Source organism: Paracoccus beibuensis (assembly GCF_026162625.1).
GTDB classification, from domain to species: Bacteria; Pseudomonadota; Alphaproteobacteria; order Rhodobacterales; family Rhodobacteraceae; genus Paracoccus; species Paracoccus beibuensis.
In genome coordinates this window covers 65,937-81,162 of the sequence record NZ_JAOTBD010000004.1, presented here as the reverse complement: position 1 = coordinate 81,162, position 15,226 = coordinate 65,937, and the positions used below count along the sequence as shown (strand labels likewise).

Below are 15,226 nucleotides of genomic sequence, written 5' to 3'. Positions count from 1 at the left end.
GTCGATGTTATTGGGCCGCGGCCAGGACGCCGCAGGCGATCCGGTCACCGGCGTCACCCGAGGGCTGGCTTTCATAGTCGTCGGTGCCGCCGTGGATGACGAAGGCTGTGCCGTCGTCATCGTTCATGACCTCGGCGGTCAGTTCGGGCGCGAAGTGTTCGACCATGGCCTCGCCACTCTCGGGGACATGCAGGTTCGGCAGGTCGCCGACATGGGGGCCGCTCTCGACCATTACGCCGTGTTCCTGTCCTTCCAGTGCAAGATGCCCGCCCGCGCTTTCGAACGTGGGCCCTTCGCAGGCCCCTGTTTCGTGCAGGTGAACCGCGACCTGGCCAGGCGGCAGGCCCTGCAGGTCCAGCGTAACGGTGCTATAGCCCGAGGCGGTCGGCTGCACGGTGACCGTGCCGTGGTCGGTGCCGTCCGCTGCAGTGACCTGTGCGGTCAAGCTGTCGGTGGCGGCCTCCTGGGCGCCGACGGCGCCGGCCGAAAGCATCAGGACGGCAAGGCCGGCGGAAAGAATTCGATCAGACATCGGGAACTCCTTTTGTCGCATTCCGCGATCTGAACGTCTGCGGGCCTGCGATGTTCCCGGGGCTTGATCCGGACGTGCTATTTCGCGATATACCGATGACCGAAGCCGAAGGACAACCTCATGCTCGTGCGCATCTATCAGCCCGCCCGGAACGCCATGCAGTCGGGGACCGCCCGGACCAAGGGCTGGATCCTGGAATTCCCGCCCGCCGACGCGCGCGAGATCGATCCGCTGATGGGCTGGACAAGCAGCCGCGACACCCAGAGCCAGGTACGTCTGCGCTTCGACACCCGCAAGCAGGCCGAAGACTATGCCCGAGAGCATGGCCTCGAATTCGTCGTGCAAGAGCCGCACCGCCGAGGCACCAACATCCGTCCCCGAGGCTACGGCGAAAACTTTGCCACGGATCGACGTGCGCCGTGGACGCATTGACCTTGTAGTTCGGGGCATAGTTACTGCCGGCTGGGGGCCTTGTTGCACGAAGCCTTTCCGGGATTCACATTTGCGGGTCCAACGGCGTAGCTGGACAGCATGTCCAAGCCTTTGCCCACCCGCTACCGAACCCTGAACTGGTCCGCCTACAACGCGTCGCTGCGTGAGCGTGGATCGCTGACCGTCTGGTTCGATCCGTCGACACCCTGGCACGCGGCACCGTCTGGGAAGCGGGGCGGCCAGCCGGTCTACAGCGACGCTGCAATCCAGGCCTGTCTGACGATCAAGGTCCTGTTCGGCCTACCGCTCCGGCAGACGACGGGCTTCGTCGCGAGCCTTCTCAAGCTCGCGGGGCTCGACTGGCCAGTTCCGAACTTCTCGACGCTCTGCCGACGGCAGAGGACCCTTGCCGTTCAACTTCCCTACCGGGGTAGCGGCGGCCCGCTTCACCTGCTGATCGACAGCACCGGCATCAAGGTCCGCGGCGAGGGCGAATGGCATTCGCGCCCCGACACGTCCGAAGAGACATCCAGCGTCAGTGCGCGGGACTGCCGCTCGGCCAGATCCTGCATCGCCATCATCTGCAGGTCGAAATCATTCTCGACCTGATCCGGTCGAGCCCGGCCCTGGTTGTTGTAGTCGCTCTGCTGGATCAGCGGCACCGAGCGCAGCAGGTATATCTGGTCGCCGGGCTGAATGCCGTTGGAGATCACAACGGAACACGCCGATGCCGGTATGCCCGACGCCGGACGTCAGGTCGGTTTCTTCGCCGCCCCTCACGCGGATCACCCGGACGTGCGTTTCGTCCTGAGCGAGGAAGTTCCGGGGGAACGTGCCGAAGGAAGCCGCGACTTCGAATGGCCCGGCCTTGTTGGTTGCGCTCTCAACGGTCATCTGGCCCTGCCCTGCTGTGGTCGTGAGCAGGGTAGGAAGCCGCGGTTGCCCGATATATGTTGGCAGGTCAGTTCGTCAGCGGGTTGAACCCCAAGAGCGCCCCGAGGATCGAGCCGCCGCCCTCATCCACCAGTTCTTCGACAGGCCGAAGCACTGCAACCGTGGGCAGGCCAGTGGCCATGCCGACCGCGTCGCCGACAGCGCGCCGCAGTCCCCGGTCGTTCTCCCCCTGAACCGCCTGCTTGTAGACCTCGGCCGGGATGTTCAGCACCGAGCCCAGCACACCACCTGTGTCGCCGAAGTCGGTGAAGCCATGCCAAGCGTCGCGCACGAAGGGAAGCCCGCCGATGACTGTCCCGAAGGTCTCGCCCAGCATCCACGTCGCGATCTTCTCGCCACAGAGTTCGTTCCCTTCATCATCGCCGAAAGCCATTGCCGAGTAGAGCAGGCCCATCATGACACCCTCGACGACGTAGCGCGTGATGGCCGCTCAACACAGACCTTTTGACCGAGGGCTGAGCGAGGCAGAGGCCGAGGCTGTCTGCCGCAGCTCGCACTATGGCTGGCCCGGCGGCACCTTCGAGGAAGCTCGGGACATCCGTCAGCGCAACATGCGGATCGGGCTGGAGCGGGACGAACCCACCAGCGGCAGCATGGCAGCCGGATACCTGATGCTGGGCGCGGCGGCCGTCGCCGGAGTCATCGCCGGCGCAACTCTCGCCTGGTGGTTGACATGAGCAGCCCGACCTTCTGCAACGCCACCGCCGTCAGCGCCTCCGAGATCTGCGCGGACTGGGACGAGGAGCTGAACGGCGATCGCGTCGTGACCCTCGGCATGGGCAACATCGACGGGAATGACCAGGAGCAGGAGTATTTGGCCTGCGTCACGCTGACGCCGCAGCAGGCCCGCGAGATGGCGCAAGAGCTGCTGGACGCTGCGGCACAAGTCGAAAGCGACATGCCTCTGCCCAAGGACGTCATCGTCGACGGCCCGACGGGGAGGTGCTGACGATGCCGGACAGCAGCCAGACTTATCGCGGCATCCAGATCCGGCAGTTCGACGTGCCCTGCACGCCCTACGTCTGGACGCATGACGAAACGAACGGCCACGACATGGCCGAGACGCTGAAGGAGGCACGGGCGCAGATCGACCGTCACCTGGACCAGCTGCAAGGGGACGAGACATGATCTACCCCGTCGATATCACCAGCGAGACCGTCGACATCACGGCGACCTGGTGCGCCTTGACCGGCGAAGTCGGAACTTCTGCGACGGCGCACTTCCGCGGCGGTTCGATCACGGTCGTCGCAGTCCAGCGCACGCGCGAGGCATTGCCGCCGGCGCTGATGTGTCGCAACGGCGCCGCCGCCATCATGTCCGACGCGGTCGTGACCGCGTTCGAGACACGCGCAAGGAGGCGGCTTCAATGACGGGCCTCTTCATGACGCGCGACCTGAACATCGCCTTCCTTCGCGGGCAGCTCTGGTTGGCCCGCATCTTCGCGCAGCCCGACTACACGGCGCAGATCATCAAGGAAATCGACCTGCTTGAATGGAGGGGCAGATGACCGCTCTCACTTGGATTTTCGTCTCAGCGATCATGATCGCCATCGGCTTCTTGCTTCTCTGGCGTTGGATCGTCCTCACGACCAGTGAACTGCTGGATCAAGACCCACCAGTCTACGCACATCTGCGCGAAGATGAGCGGGCGGGCGGCGAATGATCCGTAAAGCCCTCAGCACACTGACCGACATGTGCCTGATGTTCCGGTGGGAGCATGACACCCACACCAACATTTTCAATCGCGGTGATGCCTCGCTCCAGAAGGTCGACGGGCTGTATCGTTTGGATATCCCCGGCATTCCGGCTAGTTACTTCCAGGACATCGTTTCCGCGATGCGCGCTGAGAAAGAAGGTGAAGCCCGGTTCCGGATGCTCGCCTCCGATGGAAGGAGAACAAGCCCCGCAGGGAGTGGTCGAAGAAGACCTCGCTCATCCAGCGAGATGGCGGCCACTACTGCCTGACCGTCTCCATGATGGGCACGCGCCGTTACCCGACATTCCGCGCCGCGGTCGAAGCGGAGACGGAATGATGGGCATCCTCAGACTTCCCCGACCCGACCAGGACGAGGTGCTGGACCGCATCCTGCGCGACCGCAAGGCGGGCACCGAAGGCGAGGGCGGCAAATGACCGGCGCACTGGACAAGCTGATCGAAGCTGTGGAGGCGGGGGACGCTGCTGAGGTCCCAAAAGCCAACCGCGCCGCCTTCTCGACCCCGTGTCAGGACATGGCGCTACAGCTACGCGAGGAGAACTGCCGCGAAGCGTTCAAGGGCTCCTGGAAGAAAGAGCGCGAACAGATGCAGGACGCGCTCTTATGCCTGTCGGGCGGCATGACGTTCCTGCAGACTTCGCAAGGCAGGTCTCGCAGCATCAAGGGCCTGGGCAACGTGATCAATGACGGCGCCCGCGACGCCGGGTTGGTGGACAGGACTGCACACGGCCTGCGGAAAGCGCGGCTGACAATGATCGCCGAAGGCGGCGGTTCGGTGCACGCAATCGTGGAGTGGGGCGGTCACGAGACGCTTGCCGAGGCGCAGCGGTATACCCGCGCGACCGATTTGAAGCGGCTGGTTTTAGGAACAGAACAGGACCAGAGCGAAGGGAACGCGCCCGATACCCCTGTAAACTTTCAGTAAAAGTACACGAAAACAAAGTGTTGCGAGGCAGTTGGTAGGCCCGGCAGGACTTGAACCCGCAACCAAGGCGTTATGAGCGCCCTGCTCTGACCAATTGAGCTACAGGCCCCCGCAGCGGACCCTGACTAATGCGGCGGCGCGGGCGGGTCAAGCTTGGGCGTTGCTCCTTGGACGGGGTTCCGCTATCGGAGTGCCGACATCAGCCGGGGGCCGCCATGACGAGTAACGGGATCAGCTATCGCGACGCAGGCGTCGACATCGACGCCGGGAACGCGCTGGTGGAACGCATCAAGCCTGCCGCCGCGGCGACGGCGCGGCCGGGGGTCATGGACGCGCTCGGCGGGTTTGGCGCGCTGTTCGATCTGAAGGCCGCGGGTTATGACGACCCGGTGCTGGTCGCGGCGACCGATGGCGTGGGGACCAAGTTGCGCATCGGCATCGACACGGGGCATCTTGACGGCCTGGGGCAGGACCTTGTCGCGATGTGCGTGAACGACCTGGTGTGCCAGGGTGCCGAACCGCTGTTTTTCCTGGATTACTTCGCCACCGGCAAGCTGTCGGTGGACGAAGGTGCGCGGGTGGTCGAAAGCATCGCGCGCGGCTGCAAGGCGGCCGGTTGCGCGCTGATCGGTGGCGAGACTGCCGAGATGCCCGGCATGTACCACGATGGCGACTTCGACCTTGCGGGTTTCGCCGTGGGAGCGATGCAGCGCGGGACGGCTCTGCCGGCCGGCGTGCAGGCCGGCGATGTCCTTATGGGACTGGCATCGGACGGGGTGCATTCGAACGGTTATTCGCTGGTCCGCAAGGTGGCGGAGCGCGCGGGTCTTCAGTGGTCCGACGCGGCCCCCTTCGCCGATACCAGCCTGGGCGAGGCGCTTCTGGTGCCGACGCGGCTCTACGTGAAGCCGGCGCTGGCTGCCATCCGCGCGGGGGGCGTCCATGCCCTGGCGCATATCACCGGGGGCGGCGTGACCGAGAACCTGCCGCGCGTTCTGCCTAAGGATCTGGGGGCGGACATCGACCTGTCCTCGTGGGCGCTTTCGCCGGTGTTCCGGTGGCTGGCAGAGGCCGGCGGGATCGAGCAGTCCGAAATGCTGAAGACCTTCAACAGCGGGTTGGGCATGATCCTTGTGGTCTCGGCCGACCGCGCCGACGCGCTGGCCGAGCTTCTGGCCGGGCAGGGCGAGTCGGTCCACCGGATCGGCAAGGTGACGCAGGGCGCGGGCATCCGCTATTCGGGCAGGCTTGCGTGACACGCGTCGCGATCCTGATTTCCGGCGGCGGCTCGAACATGCTGCGGCTGGTCGAGGACATGACGGGCGATCACCCGGCGCGCCCGGTGCTGGTCGCCTCGAACGACCCGCAGGCGGCGGGGCTGGCACGGGCGGCGGCCCTGGGCGTTCCCGTCGCCGCGGTCGATCATCGCGACTTTCCGCGCGACCGCGCCGCCTTCGAGGCCGCGCTTCTTGGGCCGCTGCTGGAGGCGCGGCCCGACATCATCTGCCTCGCCGGCTTCATGAGGATCCTGACGCCCGGCTTCGTGCAGCGATTCGCCGGCCGTATGCTGAACATCCACCCGTCGCTTCTGCCGAGATACGCGGGCCTCGACACCCATGCCCGGGCCCTTGCCGCAGGCGATCCAGAGGCCGGCTGCACCGTCCACGAGGTCACGCCCGAGCTGGATTCGGGGCCGATGCTGGGACAGGCGCGAGTCCCGGTGCTGCCGGGTGACACGGCGGCGATGCTGGCTGCGCGGGTGCTGGCGCAGGAACACCGCCTTTATCCGGCGGTGCTACGGCGGTTTGCGGTGGGCGACCGGACGCCCGTCCTGCTCTAGCTCAGCCCCAGAGCTGCGCCAGCGCGGTGACCGGGTCGTCCTGCGCCCAGATCTCGGCGCCGAGCGCGATGAAATCCGTCACCGGGGACAGCTGCGCGATCAGGTCGCGCGTGATTGCGCCTTCGGCCACGACCGGCACCTCGATCATCTCGGACCACCATTGGAACAGTTCCAGCTCGACCGGCTCACGCTTGTAGAGGGCCGAGTCGCTGACCGGACCGAAGGCCACGTAATCCGCGCCATGTTCTGCCGCCGTCATGCCTTCGTGCCGCGAGGGGCCGCAGAACGCGCCAACGATGGCGTCGTCGCCCAACTCCTTGCGGGCATACCGCACACTGCGCGCCCCGTCCGAAAGGTGAACGCCGTCCAACCCGTGGCGCTGCGCCAGCTTGACGTGATCGTCGATCACCACCGCCACGTCGCGGGCATGGGCGATCTCTCGCGCCAGGTCGGCTAGGCGCCCCAACTCGTCCTCCTCGGCACCGCTGCGGATGCGCAGGCAGGCCGTCGGAAAGCGGTCCATGACCTCGGTCAGAAGCGGGCCGAGGGCGGAAGCCTGCGCACCGGCAGGCGTCATCAGATACAGTTGCGGCGCGTCGGTCATGGGGCATCTCCTTTATGTCGCAGATAGCGCAGCTTGCCCGCCGCCGCCAGACGCACTAATGCCGTGACCATGCAAAACGATCGCCTGCCCGTCATCATCCTGGTCCGCCCGCAGATGGGCGAGAATATCGGTGCCGCCGCCCGCGCCATGTTGAATTTCGGCCTGACCGAGATGCGGCTGGTCGATCCGCGCGACGGCTGGCCGAACCCCAAGGCCGTTGCCATGGCCTCGGGGGCGGCGGGGCAGGTGCTGGACGCGGCCAAGGTGTATCCGACGCTGGCCGCGGCGATGGACGGCGTGGACTTCGCCTATGCCACCACCGCGCGGGGACGGGAGCTGACCAAGCCTGTCTATACCCCGGCCACGGCGATGGAACAGGCCCGCCGGCATCCGGGCCGCAGCGCGATCATCTTCGGCCCCGAACGCACTGGGCTGGAAAACGACGACATCGCGCGCGCCAATGCCATCGTGACGGTGCCCGTGAACCCGGAGTTTCCATCACTGAACCTGGCGCAGGCGGTGCTGCTGATGGGCTATGAATACGGCCGAGAGATCCTGCCGCCCGAACCCGCCCCCCATGCCCGCCGCAGCGAGGCGCAGGACCTTGCCGACCGGCTGGAGATCGAACGCCTTGGCGATCACTTCGACGACAGGCTGACCGAGGCCGGGTTCTTCTTTCCCGAAACCAAGGCGGCCTCGATGCGCTTGAACATGCGCAGCATGTGGGCGCGGCTGTCGCTGACGCGCGGCGACGTGCGCATTCTGCACGGCGTCCTGCGGCAGTTGACCCGCCGCTGACCGCCCCCTAACCTCCGCCCGAAAGGAGCCCCGCGATGGCCAAGCGACCTGTATTCCAGGAAGTCTCGGACCCGACCGCAGCCCGCCCCGTGCAGACCACCGGCATGATCGACGCCCGCCCCCGTGGCGCGCGCCGCGCCATCAGGCTTTGGCTGATGGTGCTGTTCGCCATGGTGCTGGCGATGATCGTGGTGGGCGGTGCGACGCGGCTGACCGGGTCGGGCCTGTCGATCACCGAATGGGCGCCGGTCACCGGAACCATCCCGCCGATGACCGCCGCCGACTGGCAGCGCGAATTCGACGCCTATCGCCAGATCCCGCAATACCAGGAGGTCAACCAGGGCATGTCCCTGTCCGATTTTCAATACATCTACTGGTGGGAATGGAGCCACCGGCTGCTGGGCCGCCTGGTGGGCCTGGTCTGGGCGCTTGGCTTCGTCTTCTTCTGGGCGACCTCCCGCATCCCGACGGGATGGACACCGCGCCTTCTGGTGCTTGGTGCGCTTGGCGGGCTGCAGGGTGCGATCGGCTGGTGGATGGTCAGTTCCGGACTGACGGGCGATCTGGTGCGCGTGGCGTCCTATCGGCTGGCGACGCATCTGGGCATAGCCTTCGTGATCCTGGGTCTGATCACCTGGTATGTGCTGCAGCTGTCACGGTCCGAGGCGGAGCTGCTGCGCGCGCGCCGTGCAGGCGAGGCGAAACTGTTCTCGATGTCGACCGGCCTTCTGCACCTGACGTTCCTGCAGATCCTGCTGGGCGCACTGGTCGCCGGCATCGATGCGGGCCGCACCTATACCGGCTGGCCCAGAATGGGCGGCGAATGGATCCCCTCGGCGATCTGGGACGGCACCCTCGGCTGGCGGAACTTCTTCGAGAACCCGGCGCTGGTCCAGTTCATCCACCGCATGACCGGTTACCTTCTTGCGATCTTCGCCGTGGTCGTCTGGCTGCGGGCGCGACGGTCGCCGCATCCGGTGACGCGCGGGGCGTTCACGGTGATGATCGTCGCGGTGGCTGCGCAGATCGGCTTGGGGATCATGAACGTGATCCACGCATCGCCCCTGCACCTTGCGTTGACGCACCAGTTCGGCGCGGTCGTGCTGTTCGCGATGATCCTGCGGGCGCGCCACCACGCCCGCTACCCCCATGAGACCTCGATCCGAGGAGTGACGCGATGAGCGCCCTGACCGACCTGCTGGCCTTCCAGCGCCAGACCGAAGCCCTGTCCTCGGTCGCCGAGCGCCTTGGTTGGGACCAGGAAACGGTGATGCCGCGCGGTGCCACCGAGCAGCGGGCCGAGGAGATGGGCGCAATGGAGGAGGTGCTGCACGACCGCCGCACCGATCCCCGCATCGGCGAATGGCTGGACGCGGCCGACCCGCAGACGCCCGCCGACAGGCGTGCGGTCGAACTGATCGCCCGCGACTTCGCCCGCAGCAGCCGAATTCCCGCACGGCTGGCGTCCGAACTGGCGCGGCTGACCTCTCTGGCGCAAGGCATCTGGGCGGAAGCGCGGGCCAAGGATGCGCCCGAGGATTTCCTGCCCACGCTGGACCAGGTCCTGATGCTGAAGCGCGAGGAGGCCGCGGCGCTGGCCGACGGCGGCGACCTATACGATGCGCTGCTGGACGATTACGAACCCGGCATGACGGGCGCACGGATCGCCACGCTCTTTCACACGATGCGCCCCAGGCTGGTCGCGCTGCGCGAGGATGTGCTGGGCTCCGAACGCCAGCCGGCGGCGTTGGCCGGACATTTCCCGCAGGAAACTCAGCTTCGCCTGGCACGCAGCTGCGCCACCGCCTTCGGCTATGACTGGACGCGCGGGCGGATGGACATCGCGGTGCATCCCTTCAGCTCTGGGCGCTGGCAGGACAGCCGCATCACCACCCGGGTGGTCGAGACCGATCCGTTCAACTGCATCTATTCGACCATCCACGAGGTCGGGCATTCCAGCTATGAGCAGGGGATCGACCCAGACTACGCCTTCACGCCGCTGGGGCGGGGCGTGTCGATGGGCGTCCACGAAAGCCAGAGCCGCATCTATGAAAACCAGATGGGGCGCGGCCGCGCCTTCGCGGGCTGGCTTTTCACCCGCATGTACGAGGCCTTCGACGGGCTGAACATCACCGACCCGGACGCCTTCTATGCGACCGTGAACCGGGTGACGCCCGGCTTCATCCGCACCGAGGCAGACGAGATCCAGTACAACCTGCACATCATGCTGCGCTTCGACCTGGAACGCGACCTGATCTCGGGCCGCCTCGACACCTCGGACCTGGTCGAGGCCTGGAACGCGCGCTTCCTGCACGACTTCGGCGTGGCGGTCGACCGTCCGGCGAACGGGGTGCTGCAGGATGTCCACTGGGCGGTCGGGCTGTTCGGCTATTTCCCGACCTACGCCCTTGGCAACGTCTATGCCGGCTGCCTGAACAAGGCGCTGCGCGAGGCGGTTCCCGATCTGGACGGCGCGCTGGCACAGGGGGACGCGACCCCGGGGACCGAATGGCTGCGAGAGAACGTGCAGCGCCATGGCGGCCTGATGCCCCCGGCCGAGGTGATCGAAAGAGCCTCGGCAAGACCCGTCACGCCGGAGCCGCTTCTGGACTACCTCGAGGACAAGTTCGGCCGCATCTACGGGCTCTGAACGCAGCAACGCCCCCGCTGGCGGCCTTTGAAACCTCCAGCGGGGCAGGGATCACTCGGCGGCGCGGGCCATCGGGTTGTTTGGGTGGCTCGTCCAGTTCGCATAGGTGCCGCGCGGGATGCCCGTGCGCTTGTCGATCTCACCCACCGCCAATTCCCGCATCGAGATGCAGTTCTCGACCGGGCAGACGTCGACGCAGAGATTGCAGGCGACACATTCCTCCTCGATCACCTCGAAGACGCGGCCGGGCTTCATGGCGATGGCCTGGTGGCTCGTGTCCTCGCACGCGGCATAGCAGCGGCCGCAGCTGATGCAGGCGTCTTGGTCGATGACGGCCTTGGTGACATAGTTCAGGTTCAGTTCTTGCCAGTTCCTGACGTTCGGCACGGCCCGCCCGATCAGGTCCGAGAGCGCCATGTCATTGCCGTCCAGGTAATCGTGCAGGCCGGTGATCATCTCCTGCACGACCTTGAAGCCATAGGTCATGGCCGCGGTGCAGACCTGTACGTTCCCGGCCCCCAGCGCCATGAACTCGGCCGCGTCGCGCCAGGTGGTCACGCCACCGATCCCGCTGATGGGGATGCCTGCCGTGACCGGGTCGCGTGCGATTTCGGCCACCATGTTCAGCGCAATGGGCTTGACCGCAGGGCCGCAATAGCCGCCGTGGCTGCCCTTGCCGTCGATGGTCGGCTGCGGCGCGAACAGGTCCAGATCGACCGAGGTGATCGAATTGATGGTGTTGATCAAACTGACCGCATCGGCGCCGCCGCGCTTGGCCGCTGCGGCGGGCTTGGTCACGTCGGTGATGTTCGGCGTCAGCTTGACGATGCAGGGCATGCGGCTGTGGGTCTTGACCCACCGCGTGACCATCTCGATGTAATCCGGCACCTGGCCCACGGCCGATCCCATGCCGCGCTCGGCCATGCCGTGCGGACAGCCGAAGTTCAGCTCGACTCCGTCGGCGCCGGTATCCTCGATGCGGTGCAGGATGTCGCGCCAGGAATCCTCGTCGCAGGGCACCATCAGGCTGATGATCAGGGCGCGGTCGGGATAGTCGCGCTTGACCGACTTGATCTCTCGCAGGTTCACCTCCAGCGGGCGGTCGGTTATCAGCTCGATGTTGTTGATGCCCAGCACGCGGCGGTCGGCGCCGTGGACGACGCCATAGCGGGGGCCGTTCACGTTGACGACCGGAGGTCCTTCGGCCCCCAGAGTCTTCCAGACGACGCCACCCCAGCCGGCCTGAAAGGCGCGGCGGACGTTGTATTCCTTGTCCGTGGGCGGGGCCGAGGCCAGCCAGAACGGGTTCGGGGACTTGATCCCGATGAAATTGCTGCGCAAGTCTGCCATGATCGCGTCCTCAGCCGGGGATTTCGACGGGACGTCCGGTCAGCCGGGCGTCGATGTCTTCTGCCGCGTCGCGGCCCTGCGCCACGGCTGTCACGGTCAGGTCGTTTCCGCCGGCGGCGCAGTCGCCGCCCGCCCAGACACCGTCCAACGAGGTCCGGCCGTGGGCGCTGACGGCGATCTTCCCGTCGATCAGCTGCAATTCGGGCGGAGCGCCGTCTAGGCGCTGGCCGATGGCGCGGAATACCTGGTCGGCACGCAGCCGGAAGCGGTTTTCGGTCAGCTTCAGCCCGTCCGGTCCGTCCTCGGTATAGGCGAACTCGATCTCGGCCACCGCGCCGTTGCCGTGCAGGGTCACGGGCGCCGCGTCGCAGATGATCCTGACGCCGCTTGCGGTGGCATGGTCCTGTTCATGGCGGCTGGCGCCCATGCGGTCCTGGCCGCGTCGATAGACGATTGTGACGTTTTCCGCCCCCAGCAGGCGGGCCTGAACGGCGGCGTCGATGGCGGTCATGCCGCCGCCGATCACGACCACGTCGCGCCCGACGGGCAGGGTGGTCAGGTCGCTGGCCTGGCGCAGGTCGCGGATAAAGCTGACGGCGTCCAGCACGTGCCGGCGGTCCTCGCCCTCGGCCCGAAGTGCATTCACCCCGCCAAGGCCCATGCCGAGGAAGACGGCGTCATATTCCGCGCGCAGCCCGTCCAGCGTGATGTCGCGGCCCAGCACCTGGTCGTGGCGAAGCTCCATCCCGCCGATGCCGATGATCCAGTCGACCTCGGCCTGCGCGAACCCGTCCACGGCCTTGTAGCTGGCGATGCCGTATTCGTTCAGCCCACCGGGCTTTGGCCGGGCTTCGAAGATGGTGACGTCATGACCTTTGGCGGCCAACCGGTGGGCGGCCGCAAGGCCCGCCGGGCCCGCGCCGACGACCGCGACGCTCCTGCCGGTCTGGGGCGCGCGCCGGAACGGGTGGACGCGCTTTGCCATCAGCCCGTCGGTCGCGTAGCGCTGGAGCGCGCCGATCTCGACCGGCTTGCCCTCGGCCTCCATGCGGACGCAGGCGCCTTCGCACAGCTGCTCGGTCGGGCAGACGCGGGCGCACATCCCGCCCAGGATATTGGCGTGAAAGATCGTCATCGCCGCGGCATCCGGGGTGTCGGTCGCGATCTGGCGGATGAACAGCGGGATGTCGATCGAGGTCGGGCAGGCCGTGATGCAGGGCGCATCGTGGCAGAAATAGCATCGGTCGGCGGCGACATGCGCCTCGTGCCGGTCCAGCGGCGGGGCGACATCGACGAAGTTCGCGGCCAGCTGTTGGGGTGTCAGCCGTCCCGGCACGACGCCGGGCGACAGTCTTGCTTGGGACATTTTCGTCTCCTGGCTCACCTGTTGGTGAAACAAGGCTGGCACAGGTCAATTTTTTTATCAAACGGTAAAATATCGCGGGATAGAAGCTGCGAATATTTCAGGCAGGCAGGTCCAGGATCGCCATAAGGCCGCCGAGGTCCGAGCGTTCCAGCCGCAGCTCACCGCCGTGAAGCGCTGCAAGATCGGCAACGATGGCCAAGCCCAAGCCCGCACCCGGCGGCCCCAGTTCGTCCAGCCGCGCACCGCGGATCAGGGCGCGGCTGGCCTGATCCGCGGCCAGGCCGGGGCCGTCATCCTCGACCCTCAGCCGAAGGCCATGGGGCCCCGTGGTGACGGCGATGTGCAGGGCGCTGCGGCCCCATTTGGCGGCGTTGTCGGTCAGGTTGCCGATCATCTCCTCGAGGTCCTGACGCTCTCCTGGGAAGGCGACGTCGGGGGGGCAGCGGATGTCGACCGCGATCCCCTTGTCGGCCAGGGGCCAGCGCAGGACCAGAAGGATGTCGTCGATCACCGGGCGGACCGGCGTGCGCTGGCCCAGGCTGCGGGGACCGGCCTGGCGGGCACGGCGCAGGTGCCAGCCGATCAGGCGATCCATGCGGGTGATCAGCGCCTGGCCCGCGTGGTCGGGCGGCAGCTCGTTCGACAGCGCCGCAAGCGGTGTCTTCAGCGAATGCGCCAGGTTGCCAAGGTGCTGCCGCGACCGCGCCAGAAGGTCGGCATTCTGGTCCAGCGCGGCGTTGATCTCGGCCGTCAGGGGGCGCAGTTCCGACACGTCGGGCAGCGCCAGCCGGTCGGCGCGTCCGTCCCGCACCCGCGCCAGGTCAGCGCGCAGGCGGTCCAAACTGCCCAGGCCGGCCGTCACCTGAATCACGCTGGCCGTCGCCAGCCCCAGCCCCAGGACGGCCAGCGCCACGCCCAGGGGGCGGACGATCTGCGCCAGGGCCGTGTCGATCTGCGCCTGTGGCGCGGTGACGGTGACCGCCACCGTGTCCTCGCTGCCGGGCAGCGTCAGTTCCCGACGCAGGATGCGCAGCCCGGCCCCGTCCGTATCGCGGCCCGCAGCGCCGGTCAGGTCGCCGCTAGGCCCGCTCAGCCGCCCGTCCAGCAGCGAAGGCGAGCGTGCGATCATCCGGTCGCCGCCCGCGACCTGCCAGTACCAGCCCGACAGGGGCAGCGTATAGCGCGCGTCCAGCGGTCGGTCGTCCAGGTCGACATCGCCGCTGTCCTCGTCGACCTCCAGTTGGCCGATCAGGCTGTCGGCGATGGCAAGCGTCTCGGTGTCGAAGCGGTCGGTGACGAAATCCTCGAGCAGGCGAGAGATCAGCAGGAAGGCCGCCAGCAGCGCGACCGACAGCCAGACCGCCGCCAGAAGCAGCAGCCGCCCCCGGATCGAGCGGATCACGCCGCCCTCAGGACATAGCCCTCGCCGCGGCGGGTTTCGATCACGCCATCGCCGACCTTGCGGCGCAGGCGGCCGATGACGACCTCGATCGACTTGAAGTCGCGGTCGCTCTCGGCCTCGTAGAGATGTTCGGATAACTCGGTGCGGCTGACGATGCGATTCTGGTGGTGGATCAGGTAGGTCAGGATCCGCGCCTCGAACGCGGTCAGCTTCAGGGCGACGCCGTCGCGCGTGATGACGCCCAGCTGCCCGTCCAGCCGCAGGGTGCCGGCGCTGATGACGGGCCGGGCATGGCCGGCGGCCCGGCGGATCAGGGTCTGGGCGCGCAGAACGACCTCGTCCAGCCGGAAGGGCTTGACGGCATAGTCGTCGGCACCCGCCCGAAAGCCCGCGACCTTGTCGGTCCAGTCGCCCCGGGCGGTCAGGATCAGCACGGGCATGGCGATACCCTGGTCGCGCCAGCGGGTCAGCACATCGATGCCGGGCAGCCCGGGCAGGCCGAGGTCCAGGATCGCGACGTCGTACGTCTCGGTCGCGCCTAGGAACTCGCCCTGCGTGCCGTCGGCCGCATGATCGGTAACGAAGCCCGCCCCGGCCAGGGCTTCGGCCAATTGGCTGGCCAGTTGCGGGTCATCCTCGACGATCAACGCACGCATGGG

General features: G+C 67.1%; 23 protein-coding genes, 1 tRNA gene and 1 pseudogene. 15 read left to right on the top strand and 10 right to left on the bottom strand.

Translation table 11 applies throughout. From position 1 onward, the window contains the following. Positions 1-7 precede the first annotated feature (7 nt). Positions 8-532: a superoxide dismutase family protein gene (locus tag OC159_RS04320; RefSeq protein ID WP_265499922.1), complete on the bottom strand. Its 525-nt coding sequence runs from the start codon at positions 530-532 to the stop codon at positions 8-10. Positions 533-652: 120 nt separating this feature from the next. On the opposite strand from OC159_RS04320, the gene OC159_RS04315 reads away from it, so the two are divergent. Both OC159_RS04315 and OC159_RS04310 read left to right on the top strand, forming a co-directional pair. Further along, complete coding sequence (locus OC159_RS04315) at positions 653-964, top strand: ETC complex I subunit (RefSeq protein WP_265499921.1); 312 nt, start codon at positions 653-655, stop codon at positions 962-964. A 99-nt stretch (positions 965-1,063) separates the two neighbouring features. Next, positions 1,064-1,471, top strand: a pseudogene (locus OC159_RS04310) (IS5 family transposase); the annotation flags it as partial. Here the strand turns inward: OC159_RS04310 and OC159_RS04305 are convergent. The 3 genes from OC159_RS04305 to OC159_RS04295 all read right to left on the bottom strand — a co-directional run bounded on the left by OC159_RS04305 (position 1,411) and on the right by OC159_RS04295 (position 2,315). Next, positions 1,411-1,677, bottom strand: a complete 267-nt coding sequence (locus tag OC159_RS04305; RefSeq protein ID WP_265500056.1) for a hypothetical protein — start codon at positions 1,675-1,677, stop codon at positions 1,411-1,413. The pseudogene OC159_RS04310 and the gene OC159_RS04305 overlap by 61 nt on opposite strands. Next, positions 1,559-1,858 carry a hypothetical protein gene (locus tag OC159_RS04300; protein WP_265499920.1) on the bottom strand — a complete coding sequence of 100 codons (300 nt, stop codon included), beginning with the start codon at positions 1,856-1,858 and terminating at the stop codon, positions 1,559-1,561. Before OC159_RS04300 ends, OC159_RS04305 begins: the two co-directional genes overlap by 119 nt. Before the next feature lie 67 nt (positions 1,859-1,925). Beyond that, positions 1,926-2,315, bottom strand: a complete 390-nt coding sequence (locus tag OC159_RS04295; protein ID WP_265499919.1) for a hypothetical protein — start codon at positions 2,313-2,315, stop codon at positions 1,926-1,928. 25 nt (positions 2,316-2,340) lie between these two features. Between OC159_RS04295 and OC159_RS04290 the strand changes: the two genes are divergently transcribed. The 8 genes from OC159_RS04290 to OC159_RS04255 all read left to right on the top strand — a co-directional run bounded on the left by OC159_RS04290 (position 2,341) and on the right by OC159_RS04255 (position 4,557). Next, on the top strand, positions 2,341-2,595 hold the full coding sequence (locus tag OC159_RS04290) for a hypothetical protein (RefSeq protein WP_265499918.1): 255 nt from the start codon (positions 2,341-2,343) through the stop codon (positions 2,593-2,595). Beyond that, positions 2,592-2,867 carry a hypothetical protein gene (locus tag OC159_RS04285; RefSeq protein ID WP_265499917.1) on the top strand — a complete coding sequence of 92 codons (276 nt, stop codon included), beginning with the start codon at positions 2,592-2,594 and terminating at the stop codon, positions 2,865-2,867. The genes OC159_RS04290 and OC159_RS04285 overlap by 4 nt, the downstream gene beginning before the upstream one ends. A 2-nt stretch (positions 2,868-2,869) precedes the next feature. Beyond that, a complete protein-coding gene (locus tag OC159_RS04280) occupies positions 2,870-3,046 on the top strand; it encodes a hypothetical protein (protein WP_265499916.1) in 177 nt (58 codons plus the stop codon). Beyond that, positions 3,043-3,288: a hypothetical protein gene (locus OC159_RS04275; RefSeq protein ID WP_265499915.1), complete on the top strand. Its 246-nt coding sequence runs from the start codon at positions 3,043-3,045 to the stop codon at positions 3,286-3,288. The genes OC159_RS04280 and OC159_RS04275 overlap by 4 nt, the downstream gene beginning before the upstream one ends. Then, complete coding sequence (locus OC159_RS04270; protein ID WP_265499914.1) at positions 3,285-3,425, top strand: hypothetical protein; 141 nt, start codon at positions 3,285-3,287, stop codon at positions 3,423-3,425. The genes OC159_RS04275 and OC159_RS04270 overlap by 4 nt, the downstream gene beginning before the upstream one ends. Continuing rightward, positions 3,422-3,580: a hypothetical protein gene (locus OC159_RS04265; RefSeq protein WP_265499913.1), complete on the top strand. Its 159-nt coding sequence runs from the start codon at positions 3,422-3,424 to the stop codon at positions 3,578-3,580. Before OC159_RS04270 ends, OC159_RS04265 begins: the two co-directional genes overlap by 4 nt. Then, complete coding sequence (locus OC159_RS04260) at positions 3,577-3,882, top strand: hypothetical protein (protein WP_265499912.1); 306 nt, start codon at positions 3,577-3,579, stop codon at positions 3,880-3,882. The genes OC159_RS04265 and OC159_RS04260 overlap by 4 nt, the downstream gene beginning before the upstream one ends. 162 nt (positions 3,883-4,044) lie before the next feature. Next, entirely contained in the window at positions 4,045-4,557 is a 513-nt protein-coding gene (locus OC159_RS04255) for a tyrosine-type recombinase/integrase (protein ID WP_265499911.1), read from the top strand. Between the two features lie 32 nt (positions 4,558-4,589). Here OC159_RS04255 and OC159_RS04250 read toward each other — a convergent pair. After that, a tRNA-Ile gene (locus OC159_RS04250) sits at positions 4,590-4,666 on the bottom strand. A gap of 106 nt (positions 4,667-4,772) precedes the next feature. Between OC159_RS04250 and purM the strand changes: the two genes are divergently transcribed. Both purM and purN read left to right on the top strand, forming a co-directional pair. Continuing rightward, on the top strand, positions 4,773-5,813 hold the full coding sequence (purM, locus tag OC159_RS04245) for a phosphoribosylformylglycinamidine cyclo-ligase (protein ID WP_265499910.1): 1,041 nt from the start codon (positions 4,773-4,775) through the stop codon (positions 5,811-5,813). After that, the gene (purN, locus tag OC159_RS04240) at positions 5,810-6,397 is read left to right on the top strand and encodes a phosphoribosylglycinamide formyltransferase (protein WP_265499909.1); all 588 of its coding nucleotides are present in this window, start codon (positions 5,810-5,812) and stop codon (positions 6,395-6,397) included. Before purM ends, purN begins: the two co-directional genes overlap by 4 nt. 1 nt (position 6,398) lies before the next feature. On the opposite strand, the gene OC159_RS04235 is transcribed toward purN, so the two are convergent. Next, positions 6,399-7,001, bottom strand: a complete 603-nt coding sequence (locus OC159_RS04235; protein ID WP_265499908.1) for a thiamine phosphate synthase — start codon at positions 6,999-7,001, stop codon at positions 6,399-6,401. Positions 7,002-7,070: 69 nt separating this feature from the next. Here OC159_RS04235 and OC159_RS04230 point away from each other — a divergent pair, with 69 nt between their 5' ends. From OC159_RS04230 to OC159_RS04220, 3 genes are read left to right on the top strand one after another with little or no spacing between them, the layout of a single operon-like run. Beyond that, entirely contained in the window at positions 7,071-7,799 is a 729-nt protein-coding gene (locus OC159_RS04230) for an RNA methyltransferase (protein ID WP_265499907.1), read from the top strand. A 35-nt stretch (positions 7,800-7,834) separates the two neighbouring features. After that, positions 7,835-8,980, top strand: coding sequence for a heme A synthase (gene ctaA / locus OC159_RS04225; RefSeq protein ID WP_265499906.1), 1,146 nt, complete (start codon positions 7,835-7,837; stop codon positions 8,978-8,980). Next, positions 8,977-10,449 carry a carboxypeptidase M32 gene (locus OC159_RS04220; RefSeq protein ID WP_265499905.1) on the top strand — a complete coding sequence of 491 codons (1,473 nt, stop codon included), beginning with the start codon at positions 8,977-8,979 and terminating at the stop codon, positions 10,447-10,449. Before ctaA ends, OC159_RS04220 begins: the two co-directional genes overlap by 4 nt. Positions 10,450-10,500: 51 nt before the next feature. Here the strand turns inward: OC159_RS04220 and preA are convergent, their stop codons facing one another. The 4 genes from preA to OC159_RS04200 all read right to left on the bottom strand — a co-directional run bounded on the left by preA (position 10,501) and on the right by OC159_RS04200 (position 15,223). Then, on the bottom strand, positions 10,501-11,799 hold the full coding sequence (gene preA / locus OC159_RS04215) for an NAD-dependent dihydropyrimidine dehydrogenase subunit PreA (protein WP_265499904.1): 1,299 nt from the start codon (positions 11,797-11,799) through the stop codon (positions 10,501-10,503). Positions 11,800-11,809: 10 nt separating this feature from the next. Continuing rightward, a complete protein-coding gene (locus tag OC159_RS04210) occupies positions 11,810-13,165 on the bottom strand; it encodes an NAD(P)-dependent oxidoreductase (protein ID WP_265499903.1) in 1,356 nt (451 codons plus the stop codon). A gap of 97 nt (positions 13,166-13,262) precedes the next feature. Next, complete coding sequence (locus tag OC159_RS04205) at positions 13,263-14,567, bottom strand: sensor histidine kinase (RefSeq protein WP_265499902.1); 1,305 nt, start codon at positions 14,565-14,567, stop codon at positions 13,263-13,265. Next, entirely contained in the window at positions 14,564-15,223 is a 660-nt protein-coding gene (locus tag OC159_RS04200) for a response regulator transcription factor (protein WP_265499901.1), read from the bottom strand. Before OC159_RS04200 ends, OC159_RS04205 begins: the two co-directional genes overlap by 4 nt. Positions 15,224-15,226: the final 3 nt, after the last annotated feature.